Below are 22233 nucleotides of genomic sequence, written 5' to 3'. Positions count from 1 at the left end.
ATAAAATCTAAAATGTTAAGAGGGAATTTAATGTAGGTAGAGAAAATACATAAAGATAAGGAGGGATTAAATTGAAACGACCCTTTATCTCTTTATGTATTTCTCTTTTAATCGGAATTGTAGGTGCTTATTTATTAAACTATTCTATTTCTATATATTATGTACTATACGCTACTATAATAGCTTTAGTAGTGCTTTTGTTTTATGAAAGGGTATTTGCAATTTTTATTTTATTAACAGTTGTCACTTTAGGAGCATATCTTTATGGACAAAGTATAGCAGGAGATATACTGTTAAATTCTGCCCCCTTAAATACCGTAATAAATGTAAAAGTTTTAAAAGAAGGTTCTGTTAAAAAGGGTTTTAGTGAATATGAAGTAGAGATACTAAGTTTATCTACAGATAAAATAAATAAAAATGTTAAAGTGAATAAAAATGCACAATTAAAAATATATCAGTCTTTAGGAAGGGAATCTGTACTTAATGTAGATGATATAATTGAAATTGACAATACAAGAGTTATTAAGCTACTTCAGAATATGAATGTTGGTAAGTCAAATAGTTATGAACTTTTTTTAAAGAGTAAAGGTATTGAGTACATATTAGAAGTAAACTCTGAAAATATAAAATTTAATAGTAATTCATATTGTAAACCTATAGGCATAAGACATATAAGTTATAGAATGAAAATTTATTTGGAGGATTTCTTAGATAGTACTTTAGATTTTGAAAATAGCAATATATTAAAAAGTATTGTTTTTGGTAATCAAGGATACTTATCAAAGGATAAACTTAGTGTATTTTCTAAAACTGGAACAGCACATATAATGGCTGTTTCAGGACTACATGTTGGATTAATAGTGATAGTAGTAGATAGATTTTTAAAATTAATAAAGATTGCCAGGAATAATAGACTATATTTTATTGTCGCCATTTTAATTTTTTACGCATACATGGTTTATTTTCCTGTATCTATAGTAAGGGCAGGGATTATGTACATTTTATATGTTATTGCATATTTTTTACAAAGAAGGTATGACGGTATAAATGCTTTGTTTTTTATTGCTTTTATATTGTTAATTTATCGTCCGATGACTATTTTCTCTATTTCTTTTCAACTATCTTTTATTGCTACTTTAAGTATCTTATTATTAAACCCTATTTTTAATGAAAAACTAAGCAAAAAGATAGGGTTCGTAGGTACATTACTATCAGTCACATTGGCAGCTCAAATAGGAACTTTACCTATTATGGCATATCATTTTAAACAAATATCAATAATATCATTATTAACGAACCTCCTAATTGTACCTATATTAGGTCCTATGCTATCGATAGTATTTGTAAGTGTTTTATTTGGAACTATATCATTTAGGCTAGGTTATTTAATAAATCAAATAACTAATCAGCTTTTAAATTATATAAATTGGATTTCTACAAAATGTGCTATAATACCCTATGGAAGTTTCGAAATTAATGAAGTAAAACTCACATATATATTTGGATACTATATAATACTTGCAATTATTTATTTTATATATAAACAAAAAGAAAAGAGCAACTTTAAGGAAGAAGGGTTAGTGAATACATATGAGTTATAAAGAAATAATGAATTCTATTAAAAAGGATGAAATTAAAAGTATATATTTATTTTATGGTGAGGAAATTTATCTAATCAATAATGCCTTGGAAACATTGAAAGAGAGAATAGTTGATCCTAGTTTGGACCAGCTTAACTTTACAATCCTTGGAGGTAAAGAAATCAGTGTTGAAAAGATAGTAGATGCATGTGAGACACTGCCATTTATGGCAGAAAAAAAATTGATATATGTAAATGGCTTGGATATTTTTCAAGGAAGGTCTAAGGTTTTCTCTGAAGAACAGGAAAAATATATTACTGAATATATTAAACAAATACCTGAAAGCACAACTATTGTTTTTTATGGTGTTTCATCTGTGGATACTAGAAGAAAAATTGTAAAAGAAATTAAAAAATACGGTGATATAATAGAGTTCGCAAAACTTAGTGAAGAAGAATTTAATAAATGGATTAAAAAGATATTTAAAACTTATGGTAAGTCTATAGGGTCTAAGGAGATAGCATACCTTAAGAGTAATCTGGATTATTTGGGTAGAAACGCATCTCAGAGTCTGCTAGATGTGGAAAATGAAATAAAAAAGGTTATAGCATTTATGGGAGAAGAAACAGAACTTGAAGAGATTCACATAGAAAAAATATTAAGCTCAAGTTTTCAGAATGATATATTTAAGCTATTAGATTCCATTGAAAAGCGTAATGCTTCTGAGTCTATTAAAAGATTAAATTATATATTGGAAGATGGAGAGCCTACTTTAAAAATATTAACTACATTAGGGAATCAAATTAAAAATATACTTTCGGCGAAGCTATTACTGGAAGAAGGTTACTCTAGTAAAATGATAGCATCTAAATTAGGTATACATCCATTTGTAGCATCTAAGTGTGCCACACAAAGCAAACAATTTACTATAGAAGGTCTAAAGAAGCTTTTAAATAAATTTTTGGAAGTAGATATAATGATCAAAACAGGGAAGATAGATGAAAAAATAATTGTGGAAATGTTGGTTATGGAAATGTCTAAATAATACAATAAAAGCAAAAAAGCGTACATTTGTACGCTTGGTTTTTTTATTTGCAAACACTAAGACACGGTTTTAATCAGATAATTAAGGGGCTATTATATTGCTTTGTTTAATTTTTGAGCAAGTCTAGAAACTTTTCTTGACGCCTTAGCCTTATGAATAGTTCCTTTAGCAGCAGCTTGATGAAGTTTTTTCTCAACAAGTCTTAATCTTGTTTTTGCTTCTTCATAGTTTTCAGCGGCTAAAGCTTCTTCAAATCTTCTGATTGCAGTCTTAAGTTGTGATTTGATCATTCTATTTTGTGCTGTTTTCTTAGCAATAACTAAAATTCTTTTTTGTGCAGATTTGATATTTGCCAACGTGTTCACCCCCTTGTGTGTCATTAACACATGTAATTTTATCAGAAAACCATATAGAATGCAATAGAAAAATTCGTCCAATGCTATCACATTGATACTTTCTTGAAGTATAAATAATAAATTTATATTTAATTTATTAACATGAACCAATTAAAATATACATTATTCGATTACTAAAAACATTGTATTATAAATTTTTAGTGATGTATATTTAGAAGTTTTACAATAATTATTGTAAATTTACAGATAATAAGTATTAAGCTAAGTATATGATTATAATTTATGTAAAGAAGGTGGAAATATGTTTCAGCTACGTACAGATTTAGCTTTAGAGGCTAGGGAGATTTATCAGGAAGAAAAAAATGAAGAAATCCCTGGTGTTGCTATTGATAATGAAGAAATAGGAGATGTTATAGTTACAAGAGTAGAAGTACTAGATGATGAGGGCGCACAAATTATTGGAAAACCAAGGGGGAAATATATTACATTGGAAAGTGCTAGCCTTAGAAAGGCCGATGCAGATTTTAAGGACGAAATGAGCAAGCTTTTAGCCAAAGAGCTTAAAGCTATATTGCCAAAGAAGAATAATATTAAAGTACTTGTAGTAGGGCTTGGAAATTGGGATGTAACACCAGATGCTTTAGGTCCTAAAGTCGTATCAAAGGTGTTTGTTACAAGGCATCTATTTAAGTTATATAATAAAGAAGATGATGTAGATGTTTCTGAGGTAAGTGCTATTTCTCCAGGAGTAATGGGAACTACAGGGTTGGAAACAAGTGAAGTAGTAAAGGGAATAGTGGAAAACTCAAGACCAGACATTGTTATTGTTGTAGATGCACTAGCTTCAAGAAAAATGGAGAGAGTTAACTCTACAATACAGATTTCAACAACTGGAATTACACCTGGATCTGGATTAGGAAATAAAAGAAAGGCTTTAGATGAGGGCAACTTAGGAGTACCAGTAATAGCTATAGGAGTACCAACTGTAGTAGATGCTGCAACTTTGACTAGTGACACGATAGAGAGGGTAATTGATGCTTTTTCTAGACAGGCGAAGGTTGGATCACAATTTTATAATATGTTAAAAGAGTTAAGAGAAGAAGAGAAATATGATTTAATTAGAGAGGTTTTAGAGCCATATAGTGCTAATATAATTGTCACTCCGAAAGAAGTAGATGAAATAATTGTTAACCTTTCACAAATCATTGCAAATGGTATAAATATTGCCGTCCATCCAGGAATCGATCTAAAAGATGTTAACCGTTATATACATTAACTATTATTAGAGGAATAAAGCACCTATTGTTTTCATAGTTATTTATATAATACTTATGAAAAGGTAGGTGCTATACTTGAGTCATTACAAGAAAAATTTACCAAGAAGTTATTATAACATCATTATTTTACTATTGATTTTGCTAGTTTTATTTTCAATGGTAAGATTAATATCAAGCAAAGAGTCATTAGTTTTAACTAATAGTGAAAGTTATCAGAGTGAAGTCTTTAAATTAGATAGAGATGAAAAAGTAGATAATAATTTTTTAATAAAGACACTTCAGCATATGTTTCCAAATAGAAAGGTTGAAAAGCAATATAAACCAGTCTTTTCATTTAAAGAGGTATACACTTCATTTTTTAACAGTATATTTATAATTGATTTTAAGAATCCATTAACTTTTGTACAAGCTCAGTTTCCAGTAGTAATTGCACATCATGAAACCTTGATGGCAAATATACCTCAAAATGATAATTATGAACAAATAGAAGATGACTGGTCTAGAGAAATTCATTTTGTTGATTATGATGGTGAAGAAAAAACAGTAACAGTAGATACAAATATTGACTCAGAATACTATATTGATAAAAATGAATTAACTGATCAAGATGATCTTGGAGAAATAGAAGAAGGAATATATGTAGTAGGTGAAGAAAGTGTTGTGGATAGTCTAAATCCTATCTCTAATGGAGACTTAGCAAATATACCTAGGCCTAAGCCTATAGCCTTTGAGAAGGATAAGCCTAGTATTTTAATTTATCATACCCATGGTACCGAATCCTATAACCCAGCAACAGAGGGGAATTTTCATAGTTTAAGAAAGGAATATACTGTAATTGCCGTTGCAGACGTTATTACTAAAGAGTTAGAGAAAAGAGGTTATAATGTAATACATGATGGTACATACCATGATTATCCATCTTATAACGGTTCATATGGACGGTCTGTTGTTACAGCTAAAGGTATATTAGAAAAAAATCCATCAATAAAAGTTGTTTTAGACATACATAGAGATGGATACGATAAGATTACTACAAGATCAGATAGATTAAGTTTAATTGAAAATAGCAGAACTAAGATAAATGGTGAGTATGTTGCGCGTTTTCAGTTTGTTATTGGTGGTAAAACTAAAAACAGAAAAGAAGTAGAGAGTTTTGCTCATTTTGTTAAAGCTGTAAGTGATAGTAAGTACCCTGGTTTTAGTAAAGAGCCTTTAGTAAATCAATATGGAAGCTACAATCAATTTTTAACGGATAATGCTGCTTTAATAGAATTAGGAAGCAATACTAATACTATAGAGGAAGCAAAAAAAGCTGGATATTATTTGGCGGAGGTTTTGGGAGATGCATTAAAATTATTAGAAGAATAGGTTTAAAAAATATAAAAAAGTCCACAATATTAATGGTGATGTGGATGAGTAGAGTCGAACGTAAAAGAGTAGAAAAAAAATCAAAAAAATATTTTAAAATATGTTTATTTGTACAGATTATCCTACTAATCTTCGCATTGATAGCTGTAGATTTTGAAATAAGAGGAATGTTAGGTATAGATGAGTATAGTTTAGTAGGATATAAACAATTAGAAAGTGGGCAATATATCGTGCATATAATGGGTGAGTCTCATTTAGTTGATATGTCAAAGATACAAGGTCAAATAAATAAAAGATTTGCAGAATTTGGCGAAGTGACTTATAATATAAAAAAATCTATTGAAAATAAATGGCAAAAAGTATTACAATAAAAATGTCGGATAACCCGACATTTTTTTGATAAAATTTATATAAATATCAAATCTTAAAAATTGTTTATTTATAGCTACAAAATACAAAGCTATTGTGATATAATTGAAAGGATTATGCGATAAAAAAACTAGATTCAGGTGGAATTTTAACTCCATCTGAATCTTAGTTGTACTTATTGCGAGTAGGTAATGCTTGACCTTAGGCTTACAGAAAGCGTGAGCCATACCAATAGATCGAAGATAATTAAGGAGGAAGAGGTATGCCAAGCGATAGACAAAAGAAAATTCGTAATTTTTCCATTATCGCCCATATAGATCACGGCAAATCTACCTTGGCGGATAGACTTATCGAATATACAGGGCTAATTTCTCAAAGAGAAATGCAAAACCAAATGCTAGACAATATGGACTTAGAGAGAGAACGTGGAATTACAATAAAGCTGCAAACAATCCGCCTTGTGTACAAAGCAAAGGATGGAGAAGAATATTATTTAAACCTAATAGATACTCCTGGACATGTGGATTTTACATATGAGGTATCCAGAAGTTTAGCAGCTTGTGAAGGAGCTGTCTTAATTGTAGATGCGGCACAGGGTATAGAAGCACAAACATTAGCAAATGTATATTTAGCTCTAGAGCAAGACTTAGAGATAGTACCAGTCATTAACAAAATAGACCTGCCAAGCGCTAGGCCAGATGAAATTAAAGCCGAAATTGAAGATATTATTGGACTAGATGCTAGTGAAGCACCTTTAATTTCTGCAAAAGAAGGATTAAATATTGAAGATGTATTAGAATCTATTGTGAAAAATGTACCATCTCCTACTGGTGATGAGGATGCTCCATTGAAGGCATTAATATTTGACTCGTATTATGATAGCTATAAAGGAGTTATAGCTTATATTAGGGTTATGGAAGGCCAAATGAGAAAAGGTATGAAAATAAAAATGATGGCTACTAATAAAGAATTTGAGGTTGTTGAAGTAGGTGCCTTTTCGCCAGGAGCTATACCTATGGAGTATTTATCTGCTGGAGATGTAGGATATGTAGCTGCCAGTGTTAAAGATGTTAGACATTGTCGTGTAGGTGATACAATTACTGATGCATCAAGACCAACATCACAGCCATTACCAGGATACAGAAAAGTTAACCCAATGGTTTATTGTGGTATTTACCCAGCAGAAGGTGAAAAATATGAAGATATAAGAGATGCACTAGAAAAACTTCAAGTAAACGATGCTGCACTTGTTTTTGAAGCTGAAACATCAGCAGCACTAGGATTTGGATTTAGATGTGGTTTTCTTGGTCTTCTTCATATGGAGATTATTCAAGAAAGATTGGAAAGAGAGTTTAATCTTGATCTTATAACTACAGCACCTAGTGTTATATATAGGGTTACTAAAACAAATGGTGAAGTTTTAATGATTCAGAATCCTGCAAATATGCCTGTGCCACAGGAAATACGTATTATGGAGGAACCTATTGTTAAGACTACAATTATGGTTCCAAATACTTATGTTGGCGCAGTTATGGAACTATGTCAAGATCGCCGTGGTGAAATGAAAGACATGCAGTATATTGATGATACTAGAGTAAATCTTCATTATGAAATGCCTCTAAATGAAGTGATTTATGACTTCTTTGATGCGCTTAAATCAAGGACAAAGGGATATGGTTCTTTAGACTATGAGCTTATAGGATATCGTCAGTCCGATTTAGTTAAACTGGATATTCTGATAAATAGTGAGCAGGTAGATGCATTATCTTTTATAGTGCATGAGAGCAAAGCATATTCAAGAGGAAAATCTATGTGCGAAAAGCTAAAAGATGAAATTCCTAGACATCAATTCCCAATACCACTGCAAGCAGCAGTTGGAGCTAAAATAATATCTCGTGAAACTATTAAAGCACTTAGAAAAGATGTATTAGCTAAATGTTATGGTGGAGATATATCAAGAAAGAAAAAGCTTCTTGAAAAACAAAAAGAAGGTAAAAAACGTATGAGACAAGTAGGAAACGTAGAAGTGCCACAAAAAGCTTTTATGTCTGTACTTAAGCTAGATGATTAATAATACCTACAAGACTAGTAGTATGCCTTAGGGAGTACTACTAGTTTTATGTTATCAAGTAAAACCTAAATAAATTGGTGGTGAATAAAAATATGAATTTAATATCACTATATATACACATACCTTTCTGTGAAAAAAAATGTTACTATTGTGATTTCAGCTCTTATGGTGGAAAGAAACATCTAATTGAGGATTATATAAAATCATTAAAAAAAGAAATAACTCTATATAAATCTGTTTTAGAAGACTACAAAATAAGCACAATATTTTTTGGTGGGGGTACTCCATCTATTTTAAGTGGAAGCCAAATAGCTGAGATTATGGAGACAGTAGGCAAATATTTCTCAATAGAAGCCGATGCGGAGGTTTCTATTGAGGCTAATCCGGGGACTTTGACTTATGATAAGTTAAAAACATATTATGAGAGCGGAATTAATCGATTAAGTATAGGGCTGCAAGCATGTCAGAATAACTTACTAAGAACATTAGGTAGAATCCACAGCTTTGAGAATTATATAAAAAATTTAGAGGAAGCTAGAAATGCAGGATTTTCAAATATTAATACAGACCTAATGTTTTCTCTGCCAGGACAGAAGAAAAGTGACTGGCAAGAAAGTTTGGAGAAAATTGTATCATTAGAAATACCTCATATTTCAGCATATAGTTTAATAGTGGAGGAAGAAACTCCATTTTATGATTGGGTAAAAAACAGAAAAATTCTACTTCCTGATGAAGAAGTAGAATTAAAAATGTATCATTATACAATAGAATATTTAGAGAAAAATGGATATAATCATTATGAAATATCTAATTTTGCTAAACCGGGATTTAAATGCAAGCACAATTTGATATATTGGCAGAATAAACCCTACATAGGTTTAGGCTCGGGGGCACATTCTTATTTTAATAAAAAGAGATTTAGCAATGTAAATCAAATAGAAGAATATATTAGCTTATTGAAAGAGAGTAAAGTACCTATAGAAAATGAAACAGATGTTTCAATTAAGGATGAAATTAGCGAAACTATGTTTTTAGGTTTAAGGATGATGGAAGGAGTTTCTATAGAAGAATTTACTAAGCGATTCAATATTTCGCCATTTGAAATATATAAGTCCCAAATTGATAAGTTTAAGGAGCAGAATCTACTATATTGGGATGAAAAGCATATTAAACTTACTCAAAAGGGTATTGATCTCTCTAATATTGTTTTTCAAGAAATGTTATTAGATTAATATGAAAAAAACTATTGACAAAAATAAAATGAAATGATATTTTAAAGACAGAATCATTAGCACTCAACAAGATAGAGTGCTAACAATCCGAGGTGGTTCTATGTTGAATGAAAGAAAACTTAAAATACTTCAGGCCATTATACAGGATTATATTGAAACAGCAGAGCCAGTTGGTTCAAGAACATTATCAAAAAAATATGATCTGGGAGTAAGTCCGGCAACAATTAGAAATGAAATGGCTGACTTAGAAGAATTAGGATTTATTATACAGCCTCATACTTCAGCAGGACGTATTCCATCTGACAAAGGATACAGATTATATGTAGATGAATTTATGTCATTAAAAAAGATGGTGGATATTGAAAGAGATTATTTGGAATTAGACTTGTTTAATAAGGTTGCTGAAATTGAGCAAATATTACAGTATAGCTCAAAGTTATTGTCACAGCTTACTAACTATACAGCTGTTGCTTTAGCACCACAAATAAAGGAAAGTAAATTAAAACATATTCAATTGGTTCCGATTGATACAGAGAATATGTTGGCTGTCATAGTTACAGATAGTGGTATGGTAAAGAAACCTATTATCAGATTAAGTGATCAAGTTAGTAAAAGTAGTTTTCAAACGATGTCCAACTTTTTAAATGATAAACTTCATGGTCTGGCTATTAAAAATATTGAGGCATCATTAATTGAAATATTAAGTGAGGAGTTTATAAATTCTAGTAGCATAATAGATAAAATAATTCCTGAAATATTTCAATCTTTAGATGAAGTTAGTCATATAAATATGTTTTTGAATGGAGCCATGAACATATTTAACTTCCCGGAGTATAATGATATTTTTAAGGCAAAATCCTTTCTAGAATTGTTAGAAGAAAAGGAACTATTAAGCAGTTTAATTACTTCTTTTAGCAATGAAGGCCTTAGTGTTTCAATTGGAAGCGAAAATATATATAAAGAGGCAAAGGATTGTAGCTTAGTTACGGCCACCTATAAGGTAGATAATACAACTCTAGGCTGGCTTAGTGTTATTGGACCTACAAGGATGGATTATTCTACTGTTGTAAGTGTAATGGCAGAGGTTAGCAAAGTTATTAGTGAATTGCTGAAGAATAGATATAAATAGATAGAATGATGGTGTAAAGTGCTTAGCATTTTACACTTCTATCCATGTTTTGACTGATATTAATTTTGCTCTTTTACATAAAATGATAATGATAATAAGGCAGGTGGAATATTTTGAAAGATATTAAACGAGAAGAGGTTGAAGGCATAGAAGAAAACAAAGAAACTGCGAATAACAACCTAGAAGCTACCTTGGATGAAATTGAGGAAACAGATGGAAATCTTAAAGATTTAGAAGAGAAATTAGCAGAAAAGACAGCAGAATACGAAGATGTTTTTAGCCAATTTCAGAGACTTCAAGCAGATTTCTCAAACTACAAGAAGCGTGTAGAAAAGGAAAAAGGTGAAATTTATCTTTATGCAAATGAAAAAATTGCATCGGATTTGCTAAATATAATAGATAATTTAGAAAGGGCTATACAGTCCCAAACCGATATCGATGAAGATAATTCTTTACTAGAAGGAATTAATTTAGTGTATAAGCAATTAATAGATACTCTAGCTAAACATGGAGTAGAAGAAATTGAAGCTTTAGGAAAACCTTTTGATATGAATCTTCATTATGCAGTAATGCAGGAGGAAACAAATGGAGAAGCTAACTGTGTTATAGATATACTCCAAAAAGGTTATAAAGTAAATGATAGAGTATTAAGGCCAGCGATGGTTAAAGTATCAAGATAAAGTATAAAATAATATTTTAAAATATTCATATATAAGGAGGAAATCACGATGGGTAAAGTAATTGGAATTGACTTAGGAACTACAAACTCATGTGTTGCTGTATTAGAAGGTGGAGAGCCAGTAGTTATTGCAAATAGCGAGGGAAATAGAACAACACCTTCAGTTGTAGCATTTGGTAAAGATGGAGAGAGAATTGTAGGGGAACCTGCTAAAAGACAGGCAGTAGTAAATCCTGATAAAACGATTATGTCTATTAAAACACAAATGGGATATGATCACAAAGTAAATATTGATGGAAAACAATATACACCTCAAGATATTTCTGCGATGATTCTTCAAAAATTAAAGGCGGATGCGGAAGCTTATTTAGGAGAGACTGTAACAGATGCAGTAATTACAGTACCAGCTTATTTTTCAGATAGTCAAAGACAAGCAACCAAGGATGCAGGTAGAATTGCAGGACTTAATGTACAAAGAATTATAAACGAGCCAACAGCTGCATCGTTAGCATATGGACTAGATAAAACAGAGGAACATCAAAAAATATTAGTATATGACTTAGGTGGAGGAACATTTGACGTATCTATACTAGAACTTGGTGATGGAGTATTTGAAGTGCTATCAACAAGTGGAGATAACCACTTAGGTGGAGATAATTTTGATAAAGTAGTAATAGACTACATTGCGGAAGAATTTAAAAAGCAAGAAGGTGTAGATTTAAGACAGGATAGTATGTCTCTACAAAGATTAAATGAAGCTGCTGAAAAGGCTAAAAAAGAGCTTTCTAGTACTATGACAACAAATATTAATCTACCATTTATTACTGCAACTAGCACAGGACCAAAACATTTGAATATGGACTTAACAAGAGCTAAGTTTGATGAAATTACATCTCATTTAGTAGAAAAAACCTTAGGACCAGTTAAAAAAGCTATGAGCGATGCGGGATTATCCGCTAATGAAGTGGATAAAGTAATTTTAGTTGGTGGTTCAACTAGAATACTAGCGGTACAACAGGCTGTAAAAAGTGTAACAGGTAAAGATCCACATAAGGGAATTAACCCAGACGAGTGTGTTGCTTTAGGTGCTGCAATTCAAGCAGGAGTACTTACAGGAGAAGTAAAAGACGTATTATTATTAGACGTAACTCCATTATCATTAGGAATTGAAACAGTAGGTTCAATCTTTACAAAATTAATAGAAAGAAACACAACAATTCCTACGAGAAAGAGTCAGGTGTTCTCTACTGCTGCTGATAATCAACCTGCAGTTGATATCCACGTATTACAAGGAGAAAGACAAATGGCAGGGGATAATATTACCCTTGGAAGATTTGAGTTAGGCGGAATACCACCAGCACCAAGAGGGATTCCACAAATTGAAGTTACCTTCGATATTGATGCCAACGGTATTGTTAATGTATCTGCTAAGGATTTAGGAACAGGTAAAGAACAGAAGATTACAATTACTGCTTCAAGCAACTTAAACGATGAAGAAATTGAAAGAAAAATTAAGGAAGCAGAGCAGTTTGCAGAAGAAGATAAAAAACGTAAAGAAAGTGTCGAAGTAAGAAATCAAGCAGACTCATTAATATATCAAACTGAAAAAACATTAAAAGAGCTTGAAGGGAAAGTAAGTGCTCAGGACGAGTCAAAAGTAAAAGAAGAAGTAGAAAAGTTGAAAAAAGCACTTGAAAGTGATAATGTAGAAGATATGAAAAAATCAATTGAAGATTTAACAAATGCTTTCCATGCAATTTCTCAACAAATGTATCAACAAGCACAGCAGGGTGAAGGAGAAGCTCAGGGGTCAGGCGATGGAGCTACTGATAAAGAAAATGTAGTTGATGCAGATTATGAGGTTGTAGAGGACGAAGACAAGTAATAGGTTAAGACATTGAGGACACCCAAGGGTGTCCTCAATATCAGTATTCTTACCCTATATATTTAGCAAGGCGGTGAAATAGTGAGCAAACGTGATTATTATGAAGTATTAGGTGTAAGTAAAGATGCCAGTGAACAAGATATAAAAAAGGCTTATCGTAAGATGGCTATGAAATACCATCCAGATAAAAATCCTGATAATAAGGAAGCAGAAGAAAAATTTAAGGAAGCAAATGAAGCCTACGAAGTGCTAAGCTCACCAGATAAAAGAACAAGATACGATCAATTTGGCCATGCAGGTATGAATGGCAATGGTGGTTTTGAAGGCTTTGGTGGTTTTAGTGGTGGCGGAGGCTTTGAAGATATATTTGGGGATATATTTGATATGTTTGGTGGCGGTTTTTCATCATCCAGAAGAAGAAGTGGACCCCAAAAAGGAGCAGATCTTCAATATGAAACAACAATTACATTTGAAGAAGCAGCCTTTGGAGTAGAAAAAGAAGTTGAGTTTTATAGAAATGATAGTTGCAATACTTGTAATGGCACAGGAGCAAAACCTGGAACAACAACTAATACATGTAAAAAGTGTAATGGAACAGGTGAGGTTAAATTTGCACAGAGAACTCCATTAGGACAAATAGTCAACGTTCGTCCATGTGATGAGTGTAATGGAGATGGAAAAATTATAGAAACACCATGTAGCACATGTAATGGTAAGGGAAAAATTAGGAAACTAAGAAAGCTAAAAGTAAAAATCCCAGCTGGTGTGGATACAGGTTCCGTAATATCTATACGTGGTGAAGGAGAACCAGGTATTAAGGGTGGTCCTACAGGAGATTTTTATGTAGTTATAAATGTTCTACCTCATAAAATTTTTAAAAGAGATGGATATGATATTATTTGTGAAATGCCTATTACATTTGTTCAGGCAGCTCTAGGTGACGAGCTAGAGGTACCTACATTAGAAGGAAGAGTAAAATATAAAATAGCTGAAGGTACGCAAAGCGGTACTATATTCAGGTTAAAATCAAAGGGGATTGTTCATCCTAAAGGATATGGTAAGGGTGATCAATATGTAAAGGTTATAATTGAAGTGCCTACAAAGCTTTCTGAAAAACAGAAGGATATGTTAAAGACTTTTGCGTCAGAAAGTGGAGAAGAAATACATGAGCAAAGAAAGTCATTCTTCAATAAAGTTAAGGATGTTTTTGGCGTATAGTTAAAATCACTCTAATAATTTAGAGTGATTCTTCAATATATGCACTAATAAATTGCTATTTTAAAAGATTATAGGGTATAATAGGGTTAAAATCTTATGCATTATTTAGGAGATGTGATTTAATGAAATGGATTGAAGTATCAATAAAAACAACTACAGAAGCAGTAGAGGCTGTTGCCAATGTGTTATACGACGCAGGAGTATCTGGAGTTGTAATTGAAGATCCCTACGATATTATTTTAGTAAACAGCGATGAAAAAGCTTGGGATTATGTGGATGAGTCATTAATTGACTTAGAACAAGGCGCAATAGTAAAAGGATATATTCCTGAGTCTTCGGATCTTGTTGAAAAAATAGATTTAATTGAACAATCTATTAGTACTTTACCAGAGTTTGGACTAAATATTGGTACAGGAGAAGTTAGTACGCTTGAAGTCAATGAAGAAGATTGGAGTACTTCCTGGAAAAAATATTATAAGCCAACTAAGATAGGAAAAGATATCGTGATTAAACCAACTTGGGAGCAATATGAGGCTCAGGAAGGTGAAATAATTATTGAAATGGATCCAGGTATGGCCTTTGGTACAGGTACTCATGAAACTACGATGATGTGTGTACAACAATTAGAAGAACGTATTTCTAAAGAATCTACAGTTTTCGATATTGGTTGTGGCAGTGGAATACTATCTATTGTTGCTGCTAAGTTAGGTGCCGAAAAGGTTATAGGTGTAGACTTTGATGAGGTTGCCGTTAATGTAGCTAAGAAAAATGTTGTAGAAAATAAAGTTGATGGTGCTGTAGAAATAAGACATGGTAATTTAATGGACGTAGTTAAAGAAAAGGCTGATATAGTTGTAGCAAACATTATAGCAGATATTATTATACTTCTGAGTAAAGATATAAAGGGTTTCTTAAACAGTGATGGACTTTTTATTGCTTCGGGAATTATTTTAGATAAAATTGATGAGGTTGAAAAAAATCTAGCGGTTAACGGGTTAGAAGTAATACAAGTAGAAACATTAGGCGAATGGGCGGTAATTGTTTCTAAAGTAAAAGGAGAATAATATGCATCGTTTTTTTGTTACCTCTGATCAAATTGACTTAATACAAAAACAAATTGTTATTAAAGATGAAGATGTTAAACACATTTCCAAGGTACTAAGACTTAAAGAGGAAGATATAGTAGAAATATGCGACGGAGTAAATAATGAATATGTTTGTAAAATAGAGTCAATTAATAAAAATGATGTATTGCTTTCAATTATAGATAATAGGAAATCTGCTAAAGAGTCTCCGATTGAGGTTGTTTTGTATCAGGGAATTCCTAAGTCTACTAAAATGGACTTAATCATACAAAAAACTACGGAATTAGGTATAACAGAAATTATACCTGTGGAGATGGAAAGAACTATTGTTCAATTTAATAATGATAAGGACAAGGAAAAAAAGGTAGATCGATGGCAAAAAATTGCATTAGAAGCAGCTAAACAAAGTAAAAGAGGTATAGTCCCTAGTATCCATTTGCCACTTAGTTTTAAGGAAGCAATAGAACATAGCAAAGAAAATGAATTAAATATAATGCCATATGAAAATCAAGATGACAAGGGATTTAAGAGTGTTATTGCCTCTCTATCTGAGGAGGCAAAATTGTCTATAAAAAAAGTAGGAATCTGGATCGGACCAGAAGGTGGATTTGATGAAGGAGAAGTGACACAGGCTATAGAAAATCAAATTTATCCTATTACATTAGGTCCCAGAATACTTAGAACAGAAACCGCAGGATTTACTATATTAAGCTTAGTAATGTACGAGTTAGGAGATTTAGGAGGAGCGTAAGTGAAAAAAGTAGCTTTTCATACATTAGGTTGTCCATAAGTAAACTTAAATATGATTCCTCTTAACCCTTGATACATAAGGCTTAGAGTACATGGCAAAAAGACCACTATTTTGTATATTTAGTGGTCTTTTTGCTTAATAAAATATCTAGTTGCTACAGAGTTGCCCCTCTTTTCTATTAAATCCTTGTCTATAAATTCATCAAGAATAGAAGTTACTGCAGATCTACTCATACCTACAAGAAGTTCTAACTCTTTTCTACTTGCAGATTTATGTTTCTGTAAATATTCTAAAACTATAGGTTCAAAAGATTTATATAAAAACTTTTCACGAGGTATATTTTTCTGTTCAGATAAATCTTTATATAAAAAATTATGAGTAATACCATTTTTAAAAGTAATAGAAACAACTTTTTTATCTAATACAACTATTTTATCAACTACAGTTTGAATAAAATCTTTTATAAGATCATTGCCTACTATGTCTACCAGTTCTCTATAATCTATATATCTTTTATTACTAAGTTCCTGGGCAATTAAAAAATGTTTAGCATTATTCAGAAAAGAAACATCCACCATAGATTTCATATTCATATTTTTTCTATGCAGCTCTGAAAGATCAGCATTAATTCTATCTAGGTTATTTATAATATCTCTCTTCTTAAATAAAAAGTCTTTTTGAGACATTGCCTCCTCGGAAAATAAAAACAGGTCCTCTAATCGCTGTAAAGCTTTTTCAAATTTAATCTTTTCTTTTTGTAAAGAATCCAATTCAAAATTAATGCTAACAACATTACTATTACCATTATCAGATTCAAATAATTCATTATTTTCGAATCCCAGGACAAATGTGGTATATGTTTGTTCTAGCCCTTTTCTATCCACGCAATCTACATCTACAAAAGCATTTCCACGTAAAAGTATACGTTCAATATCTCTTAGTGAGTGCCTTTGAGTAATTTTCCCTTGTAAATTAATAAAGTTTGCAATGTAGTTAAGTACAAAAGGCAATATAGTAATATCACTTATAAAATTACTACAGCTATTAATGTTATCTGTCTTTTGATTAGTAGAACATGTATATCTAGAGGGTCTATATCCGTCTTTTCTAGTGCTATCCAGTCCAGCATTTAATATATTGCCACACTTACCACAAAACAATAGTCTAGAGCAAATATGCGTATGTTCATTGGCTCTTTGGTAGCTCCTATTTCCCCTATAATTATCAGCCAAAATTTTATTTACCTTTTCAAATTGTTCCTTCTGTATAATACCTGGGTGATTATCTTCTACAACAATCCAGTCCTTTTCGTCTTTCCATCTTCTTTTATTATTTTTCATGTTGTAACGGTAAGTACCTATATAAAAAGGATTACGAAGAACATCACCAACAGTTTTAGCAGACCATGTCCCATCACGTTTAGTTTTTACATTTTCGGAGTTTAATTGAAAGGCAACTTTAGAGGTAGAGGCGACGTCTTCATAAAGGTCGTAAATATATTTAACTGTTTTTGATTCTTTTTCGTCTATAACAGGAAATTTTACCTCGTCCGACCATTTATACCCCAAAGGTGTTGTTGCACCGTTCCATTGTCCCTTCTGTGCCCTAGAAAGCATAATAGAGTAGACACGCTCTGCTGTAATTTTACGTTCTAGTTCTGCAAATACTAGAATAATCTTTAACATTGCCTCGCCCATAGCACTACTAGTGTCAAACTGCTCGTTCTTAGAAACAAAAGTTACACCATAATCCCTTAGATCGTCATACATTTCGGAAAAATCTCTAAGGTTTCTCGAAATCCTATCTATTTTCCATACTAAAAGATGAGTAAATTCCCTATTCTTAATACGTGACATCATTTCTTGATACTTGGGCCTGTCCGTATTCTTAGCAGAATATCCTGCATCTTCAAATATTTCAAAGTTATCTATTCCCAGCACATATTTTGCATAGTTACTAAGTTCTTTTCTTTGAAAAGGTAGAGAGTCTTTGTCCACCTGATGGGAAGTAGATACTCTTATATATAAAGCTGCTCTATTCAAAACAAATACCTCCTTATAACTTATCTTTAAGATATTTCTCTATATCACAGTTAACTAAATAAAAAGTTTCGGTTCTTCCAAGTAACCAATCTATACTAAGCTCCAGCTTATCTGCAATTAAAAGTAAATTATGAATATCTGGAAGTATCCTATTTTGTTCCCATCGCTCATAAGAACGAGGATTAACACCTAGATAATTAGCAAAATCTTTTTGATTAAAATTTAAAATATTTCTCAACATTTTCAGACGTTTTCCGACTAACTTCGACACAATTCTACACTCCTTTGTGCAAATTATATCAAAGCACATACGCATTTATGCGTAGTAAAATTTGCCAAATTAAAACAGAAAACTTTTAATATAAGTGAGAATATATAAATAATGATATTTTTCTCTACTCTTTAATGCGTAGTTAAATAAAACTAACTTTAGCATTTTCAAGGGTTTGACAGCTTTTAAAAACCTACATATAATGAAATTAGCATTAAGTTAAAAAAATATCTTTCCAATTAAGAAAAGATAAAAAGTAGTTGAGTAATATTTTATGTTCAATAAAAAAGGGGGATACATAAAAAATGAGAAAAAATATTAAATCGGAATTATATGAAATAATTAATCAATTATCAATACCAAATTTAACTCACCTTTTTTCGTTTACTAAAAAGCTTTTAGAAATACAAAATAGGGAGTTTAAAAAATAAAGAATGATCTACAAGGTCATTCTTTTATTATTGATCTAAAGAAATCTTTAAAAACTTTTTTATGTTCTTTAGGTAGCTTTAAGTATTCTATTATTATTTTTCTATCTAGCTCATCTATTTGCCCTATAGCATTAATTAACGCTTCGTACAAGTCATCTTCGGTTTTAAACATTTCTCCTTTTCCAGTACGAAGCCATTCTTCATTAACATTAAAAACAGCACAAATTTGAGAAATGTGTAAGTCTTTTGGAACTCTCTGTCCTGTTTCAAACATTGCTAGTGTAGAATGCCCAATGTTAAGTTTTGCACTAAATTCTCTTTGGTTAAGATCTAAAAACTTTCTAAGCTCTTTCAACCTTTCCTCCACTTTATCACCTCCACAAAACAAATATAACACAAAAAAGTTCACACTGCAAACAAAAGTTTCAAAAAGTGTTGACTTGTTGTTCTCCTAGTGATAATATTAGTTTACAAGGTGAACAAAATATAAAAAGAGGAGGTTGGAATATGGATGTATCATTAAAAGAAGCTGCTCTAGAGGTACAAGCTCCAGAACAGCTAGACATAAAGATGAATACCCAAATAGCAAAAGAAGAAATAGAATCTAGCCAAAGTTCTATTAATGAAATTAGGTCTAGATTTGGATTATTACCTATAGAAGGAGCAGCCTTAAACGCAAAATTTGAGAAAGCATTAATAATCCTAATTACAAGATTAGAGGAAGAGGCAACTAGAGAGCCGATTAATACATTGACTATTTCGGCCCTATCAGATGCCATTAAAACTTTAAAAATGCCTTAGCTTTCAGAAATAGATTTTGCAGTAGAAGCAGTTTCTAAAAACAATGTTAAGAGACATTCTCCATCTTTTAACAACTTACATCTAGGATGACATTGCTTGTAGCTATCTGAAGCTGCAGATAGTGGACATACAATTTGTTGAGACATAAAAAATTCACCCCCCTTCAAGAAAATTTTACCATATAGGGGTTAGGGGGGACAAGCAATAAAACATAGAAAAGAGGAGGTTGGAAAATGGCAGAAGTAAAAATAATCGGCAAGGCTCCATTTGGAACAGAAATATATGTAAATGGAGAAAAAGTACAAGCAGTATCAAGCTATACTTTAACGCAAAATGCAGGTGAATTACCAAGTCTAAACCTAATAATACTTGCTACAGAGCTAGATATAAATTCACCTGTGAAAATTATAAAAGCCGATCCGTTGGCGGGCGAATCGACTTTAAAATAAAATTACTTTTTCTCTGGTGCACTCTTATATAATGGACAATTTTTAGCAACGGAACAGCATCCACCGAAAGAAACTACACTACAGGTAAAAAGGCCTTTGATATGAATGCGTTCTTCGAGTGTCGAAGCATTTATATACTCAACTTCAATTGAATGTTCTCCTTCAAGCGTTGGACAAAAACCAGTTACAGTCATTTGAAATTCACCCCCTTCAAGGAAATTTTACCATGTTAAGAGAAGGGGGACAACCAATATTAAAAAAAGAGGAGGTACAAGTATGGATAAAATTAATTTCACCGAAGAGCAAAGATTAGATATAAAAGAAATGCAAACTTTACTAGAAGGATTTAGCCAATTAGATAAAAGTAGAAAAGAAATACTATTAGCGACCTTAACAGGAATGAGATTAGCTGTTGAAGCAGACCGTCAAATTAGAGGAAAAAACTAAAATAGAGGAGGATAACCTATGAGCCAACCAAACATCGAAAAAATAATGAAAGCACTAGCTAAATATAACATACATAATGCAGAGGAATTAAACGAGGCCATGAAAAAAATGAAGCCTTTAGATATAACTTGTATGGTGTCCCCTCCTAGAGGGGACATAAGCAAAATAAAAATAGAGGAGGTAAGAAATTCACTCTTTACTGAACATCCTTAGAAAAACAAACGCAATAGCCTGCGATATGAAAAAATGGACAAGGAGGTATAAAAATGAAAATTAATACAGCATTAATATGTGATGAAAAAGCTAGTTCTGATGTGCTCTGTAAGATTTTAGGAAAATTAATGCATTTAACTGAAGCTATAAAAGAGGCAGAAAAGGATCAATATATATACTTATATAACGAGGAAAAAATTTTAAAAGGAAAAGAATTTGAAAAAAAATTAAGCCAGATGAAACGGGATCTAGAAATGCTAACATCTTTCTTTAGCGGCGAAGAGTGCAAACAGTATATAGAGGAGAACTAAAAATGAAATTCAAAAAGGAAATTATCCATGACAAAGGAGCAAAAGACAGTATATTCTACAGAGTCCTAATAAAAATGGAAAAGCTAGAGGAAGAAATAAAAGCCTTAGAAGAAAAAACAGGCATTATGCTATATGAATACAAAAACCTACAGCATAAGAAAGTAGAATTGGCCATATTAGAAGAATTCTTCGAAGGTGAAGAATGTAAAAGATATATAATTGAGGATTAGTACAATGCCTAGACGAAAGAAAAATGCCCAAAGAGTGTACAAGCCTAGAAAGCTTAAAAATGTGTCAAGACCAAAGGTAGTAATATTACCAGTATGTAAAAGCATAGACGATGGAATTAGTCCAGGTAAATTAAAAGCAGTAGCAGAGTGGAGGTGAAATCGTGATTAATGAACTCCAAGAGGCTATAGAGGATCTAAAAGAAAAACAAATTATTTGGGGACTAGCTAACGAAGAATATGAGCCTATAGCCTATCACAACATGAAAGCAGCAGAAGAAAGAGTTAAAGCAATTATAAAAACCAGTAAAGAAAGGGTGGGATAAATGATTAGTGTTCAACTTGCAGACAAGCTCTACAGAGAGAATGGACTTGTAACTATAGTTAGAAATGGTAAATTTAAAGATTTTGAAGATTACATAGAAAAAGAAAAAGCCCCCTGCCGCAAACAGAGGGATAAATAAGAAATAACTAAACTTATTATAGCACAAAAGCAGAGGTATTACTATAGATTTTAAAATAGCCACTAAGAGGTGGACCATGAAAAAATTAAAAGAAAAAGATATTCAAATATGCCTAGTATGTGGCAAGACGGTTCAAGAAGTTAATTCTTGAGTGCATTGTCCAGAGGTAAATTTGCCTATCTGCATGACACACTGTTCTAATAACTGCCAGCATTTAAATAATGGTACTAGTGTTGTACGTTGTACATATAGACAGAAATATTTACTATGAAGAGAAAAAAAGAGTATTAAAAAACACATTACCTGTACATTCGACCGTCAAAGTAATGTGTTTTCTCAAATGAATTGTTATAAAACCTATTTCTAATATTATAGCATAAATTTACCATATGGTCAAGAAAAGGTTGAAATTACACACTTATTTGTAGGTGTTAATGGCCTTGTAATAGGTATTAACAAGTCAACCAAAACCATAATAAGGAAATTAAATCTATAAAAAGATATAGGAAAAATAACAAGTACTAATTCAGAG

Annotated in this window: 28 protein-coding genes; 22 read left to right on the top strand and 6 right to left on the bottom strand. The window is 31.7% G+C overall.

The features are described from left to right. The first annotated feature begins 71 nt into the window (after positions 1-71). Both HYG84_RS15405 and holA read left to right on the top strand, forming a co-directional pair. The gene (locus tag HYG84_RS15405) at positions 72-1601 is read left to right on the top strand and encodes a ComEC/Rec2 family competence protein (RefSeq protein ID WP_212378766.1); all 1530 of its coding nucleotides are present in this window, start codon (positions 72-74) and stop codon (positions 1599-1601) included. Then, complete coding sequence (holA, locus tag HYG84_RS15400; RefSeq protein ID WP_212378764.1) at positions 1591-2625, top strand: DNA polymerase III subunit delta; 1035 nt, start codon at positions 1591-1593, stop codon at positions 2623-2625. The genes HYG84_RS15405 and holA overlap by 11 nt, the downstream gene beginning before the upstream one ends. Positions 2626-2717: 92 nt before the next feature. Here holA and rpsT read toward each other — a convergent pair whose 3' ends face one another. After that, entirely contained in the window at positions 2718-2981 is a 264-nt protein-coding gene (gene rpsT, locus HYG84_RS15395; RefSeq protein WP_212378761.1) for a 30S ribosomal protein S20, read from the bottom strand. A gap of 301 nt (positions 2982-3282) precedes the next feature. Here rpsT and gpr point away from each other — a divergent pair, with 301 nt between their 5' ends. The 11 genes from gpr (at position 3283) to HYG84_RS15340 (ending at position 16045) form a co-directional block, all read left to right on the top strand. Further along, entirely contained in the window at positions 3283-4257 is a 975-nt protein-coding gene (gene gpr / locus HYG84_RS15390) for a GPR endopeptidase (protein WP_212378759.1), read from the top strand. Positions 4258-4333: 76 nt separating this feature from the next. Continuing rightward, the gene (gene spoIIP / locus HYG84_RS15385) at positions 4334-5626 is read left to right on the top strand and encodes a stage II sporulation protein P (RefSeq protein ID WP_212378757.1); all 1293 of its coding nucleotides are present in this window, start codon (positions 4334-4336) and stop codon (positions 5624-5626) included. Between the two features lie 44 nt (positions 5627-5670). Beyond that, positions 5671-5997, top strand: coding sequence for a hypothetical protein (locus HYG84_RS15380; protein ID WP_212378755.1), 327 nt, complete (start codon positions 5671-5673; stop codon positions 5995-5997). Between the two features lie 260 nt (positions 5998-6257). Continuing rightward, entirely contained in the window at positions 6258-8066 is a 1809-nt protein-coding gene (gene lepA, locus HYG84_RS15375) for a translation elongation factor 4 (protein WP_212378753.1), read from the top strand. A gap of 92 nt (positions 8067-8158) precedes the next feature. Then, entirely contained in the window at positions 8159-9298 is a 1140-nt protein-coding gene (gene hemW / locus HYG84_RS15370; protein ID WP_212378751.1) for a radical SAM family heme chaperone HemW, read from the top strand. 100 nt (positions 9299-9398) lie between these two features. Further along, positions 9399-10427, top strand: coding sequence for a heat-inducible transcriptional repressor HrcA (gene hrcA, locus HYG84_RS15365; RefSeq protein ID WP_212378749.1), 1029 nt, complete (start codon positions 9399-9401; stop codon positions 10425-10427). Positions 10428-10540: 113 nt separating this feature from the next. After that, positions 10541-11107 carry a nucleotide exchange factor GrpE gene (grpE, locus tag HYG84_RS15360; protein WP_212378747.1) on the top strand — a complete coding sequence of 189 codons (567 nt, stop codon included), beginning with the start codon at positions 10541-10543 and terminating at the stop codon, positions 11105-11107. A gap of 48 nt (positions 11108-11155) precedes the next feature. Continuing rightward, complete coding sequence (gene dnaK / locus HYG84_RS15355; RefSeq protein ID WP_212378745.1) at positions 11156-12991, top strand: molecular chaperone DnaK; 1836 nt, start codon at positions 11156-11158, stop codon at positions 12989-12991. Positions 12992-13069: 78 nt separating this feature from the next. After that, on the top strand, positions 13070-14209 hold the full coding sequence (gene dnaJ, locus HYG84_RS15350; RefSeq protein ID WP_305829072.1) for a molecular chaperone DnaJ: 1140 nt from the start codon (positions 13070-13072) through the stop codon (positions 14207-14209). A 122-nt stretch (positions 14210-14331) separates the two neighbouring features. Next, positions 14332-15273, top strand: a complete 942-nt coding sequence (gene prmA / locus HYG84_RS15345; RefSeq protein ID WP_212378741.1) for a 50S ribosomal protein L11 methyltransferase — start codon at positions 14332-14334, stop codon at positions 15271-15273. Between the two features lies 1 nt (position 15274). Then, positions 15275-16045 (top strand): 16S rRNA (uracil(1498)-N(3))-methyltransferase, encoded by a 771-nt coding sequence (locus tag HYG84_RS15340; protein ID WP_212378739.1) that lies wholly within the window; start codon positions 15275-15277, stop codon positions 16043-16045. A gap of 119 nt (positions 16046-16164) precedes the next feature. Here the strand turns inward: HYG84_RS15340 and HYG84_RS15335 are convergent, their stop codons facing one another. From HYG84_RS15335 to HYG84_RS15325, 3 genes are all read right to left on the bottom strand, one after another. Further along, positions 16165-18087: a recombinase family protein gene (locus HYG84_RS15335; protein WP_212378737.1), complete on the bottom strand. Its 1923-nt coding sequence runs from the start codon at positions 18085-18087 to the stop codon at positions 16165-16167. A 13-nt stretch (positions 18088-18100) separates the two neighbouring features. After that, a complete protein-coding gene (locus HYG84_RS15330) occupies positions 18101-18358 on the bottom strand; it encodes a helix-turn-helix domain-containing protein (RefSeq protein ID WP_212378735.1) in 258 nt (85 codons plus the stop codon). Positions 18359-18805: 447 nt separating this feature from the next. Next, positions 18806-19156, bottom strand: coding sequence for a helix-turn-helix domain-containing protein (locus HYG84_RS15325; RefSeq protein ID WP_212378733.1), 351 nt, complete (start codon positions 19154-19156; stop codon positions 18806-18808). A 140-nt stretch (positions 19157-19296) separates the two neighbouring features. Here HYG84_RS15325 and HYG84_RS15320 point away from each other — a divergent pair, with 140 nt between their 5' ends. After that, entirely contained in the window at positions 19297-19590 is a 294-nt protein-coding gene (locus tag HYG84_RS15320) for a hypothetical protein (protein ID WP_212378731.1), read from the top strand. On the opposite strand, the gene HYG84_RS15315 is transcribed toward HYG84_RS15320, so the two are convergent. Further along, positions 19587-19736 (bottom strand): hypothetical protein, encoded by a 150-nt coding sequence (locus HYG84_RS15315; protein WP_212378729.1) that lies wholly within the window; start codon positions 19734-19736, stop codon positions 19587-19589. The two genes, HYG84_RS15320 and HYG84_RS15315, sit on opposite strands and share 4 nt — an antisense overlap. 87 nt (positions 19737-19823) lie before the next feature. On the opposite strand from HYG84_RS15315, the gene HYG84_RS15310 reads away from it, so the two are divergent. Then, positions 19824-20039 carry a hypothetical protein gene (locus tag HYG84_RS15310; protein ID WP_212378727.1) on the top strand — a complete coding sequence of 72 codons (216 nt, stop codon included), beginning with the start codon at positions 19824-19826 and terminating at the stop codon, positions 20037-20039. Between the two features lie 2 nt (positions 20040-20041). On the opposite strand, the gene HYG84_RS15305 is transcribed toward HYG84_RS15310, so the two are convergent. After that, a complete protein-coding gene (locus HYG84_RS15305; protein ID WP_212378725.1) occupies positions 20042-20233 on the bottom strand; it encodes a hypothetical protein in 192 nt (63 codons plus the stop codon). Positions 20234-20315: 82 nt separating this feature from the next. On the opposite strand from HYG84_RS15305, the gene HYG84_RS15300 reads away from it, so the two are divergent. The 7 genes from HYG84_RS15300 to HYG84_RS15270 are packed head-to-tail and all read left to right on the top strand — an operon-like array spanning position 20316 to position 21701. Beyond that, positions 20316-20486: a hypothetical protein gene (locus HYG84_RS15300; protein ID WP_212378722.1), complete on the top strand. Its 171-nt coding sequence runs from the start codon at positions 20316-20318 to the stop codon at positions 20484-20486. Between the two features lie 18 nt (positions 20487-20504). Then, positions 20505-20699, top strand: coding sequence for a hypothetical protein (locus HYG84_RS15295; protein WP_212378720.1), 195 nt, complete (start codon positions 20505-20507; stop codon positions 20697-20699). A 53-nt stretch (positions 20700-20752) separates the two neighbouring features. After that, positions 20753-21010 (top strand): hypothetical protein, encoded by a 258-nt coding sequence (locus HYG84_RS15290; protein ID WP_212378719.1) that lies wholly within the window; start codon positions 20753-20755, stop codon positions 21008-21010. A 2-nt stretch (positions 21011-21012) separates the two neighbouring features. Then, positions 21013-21240 carry a hypothetical protein gene (locus tag HYG84_RS15285; RefSeq protein WP_212378717.1) on the top strand — a complete coding sequence of 76 codons (228 nt, stop codon included), beginning with the start codon at positions 21013-21015 and terminating at the stop codon, positions 21238-21240. Then, positions 21230-21397, top strand: a complete 168-nt coding sequence (locus HYG84_RS15280) for a hypothetical protein (protein ID WP_212378715.1) — start codon at positions 21230-21232, stop codon at positions 21395-21397. The genes HYG84_RS15285 and HYG84_RS15280 overlap by 11 nt, the downstream gene beginning before the upstream one ends. 4 nt (positions 21398-21401) lie before the next feature. Next, positions 21402-21563, top strand: a complete 162-nt coding sequence (locus tag HYG84_RS15275; protein ID WP_212378713.1) for a hypothetical protein — start codon at positions 21402-21404, stop codon at positions 21561-21563. Then, a complete protein-coding gene (locus HYG84_RS15270; protein WP_212378711.1) occupies positions 21564-21701 on the top strand; it encodes a hypothetical protein in 138 nt (45 codons plus the stop codon). It abuts the gene before it with no gap. Positions 21702-22233: the final 532 nt, after the last annotated feature.

It is taken from the genome of Alkaliphilus sp. B6464, from assembly GCF_018141165.1.
Taxonomy (GTDB): Bacteria; Bacillota; Clostridia; order Peptostreptococcales; family Natronincolaceae; genus Alkaliphilus_B.
This window is presented reverse-complemented; position numbering and strand designations above follow the sequence as displayed.

What these genes read in the sequence shown, in the direction of transcription:
- hrcA (WP_212378749.1), top strand. Translation starts at nt 9,399, where the DNA reads ATGTTGAATGAAAGAAAACTTAAAATACTTCAGGCCATTATACAGGAT.
- HYG84_RS15290 (WP_212378719.1), top strand. Translation starts at nt 20,753, where the DNA reads ATGAAAATTAATACAGCATTAATATGTGATGAAAAAGCTAGTTCTGAT.
- hemW (WP_212378751.1), top strand. Translation starts at nt 8,159, where the DNA reads ATGAATTTAATATCACTATATATACACATACCTTTCTGTGAAAAAAAA.
- HYG84_RS15305 (WP_212378725.1), bottom strand. Translation starts at nt 20,233, where the DNA reads ATGACTGTAACTGGTTTTTGTCCAACGCTTGAAGGAGAACATTCAATT.
- HYG84_RS15295 (WP_212378720.1), top strand. Translation starts at nt 20,505, where the DNA reads ATGAGCCAACCAAACATCGAAAAAATAATGAAAGCACTAGCTAAATAT.
- HYG84_RS15300 (WP_212378722.1), top strand. Translation starts at nt 20,316, where the DNA reads ATGGATAAAATTAATTTCACCGAAGAGCAAAGATTAGATATAAAAGAA.
- dnaK (WP_212378745.1), top strand. Translation starts at nt 11,156, where the DNA reads ATGGGTAAAGTAATTGGAATTGACTTAGGAACTACAAACTCATGTGTT.
- HYG84_RS15315 (WP_212378729.1), bottom strand. Translation starts at nt 19,736, where the DNA reads ATGTCTCAACAAATTGTATGTCCACTATCTGCAGCTTCAGATAGCTAC.
- prmA (WP_212378741.1), top strand. Translation starts at nt 14,332, where the DNA reads ATGAAATGGATTGAAGTATCAATAAAAACAACTACAGAAGCAGTAGAG.
- HYG84_RS15340 (WP_212378739.1), top strand. Translation starts at nt 15,275, where the DNA reads ATGCATCGTTTTTTTGTTACCTCTGATCAAATTGACTTAATACAAAAA.
- holA (WP_212378764.1), top strand. Translation starts at nt 1,591, where the DNA reads ATGAGTTATAAAGAAATAATGAATTCTATTAAAAAGGATGAAATTAAA.
- HYG84_RS15285 (WP_212378717.1), top strand. Translation starts at nt 21,013, where the DNA reads ATGAAATTCAAAAAGGAAATTATCCATGACAAAGGAGCAAAAGACAGT.
- HYG84_RS15320 (WP_212378731.1), top strand. Translation starts at nt 19,297, where the DNA reads ATGGATGTATCATTAAAAGAAGCTGCTCTAGAGGTACAAGCTCCAGAA.
- HYG84_RS15310 (WP_212378727.1), top strand. Translation starts at nt 19,824, where the DNA reads ATGGCAGAAGTAAAAATAATCGGCAAGGCTCCATTTGGAACAGAAATA.
- gpr (WP_212378759.1), top strand. Translation starts at nt 3,283, where the DNA reads ATGTTTCAGCTACGTACAGATTTAGCTTTAGAGGCTAGGGAGATTTAT.
- HYG84_RS15270 (WP_212378711.1), top strand. Translation starts at nt 21,564, where the DNA reads ATGATTAGTGTTCAACTTGCAGACAAGCTCTACAGAGAGAATGGACTT.
- lepA (WP_212378753.1), top strand. Translation starts at nt 6,258, where the DNA reads ATGCCAAGCGATAGACAAAAGAAAATTCGTAATTTTTCCATTATCGCC.
- HYG84_RS15380 (WP_212378755.1), top strand. Translation starts at nt 5,671, where the DNA reads ATGAGTAGAGTCGAACGTAAAAGAGTAGAAAAAAAATCAAAAAAATAT.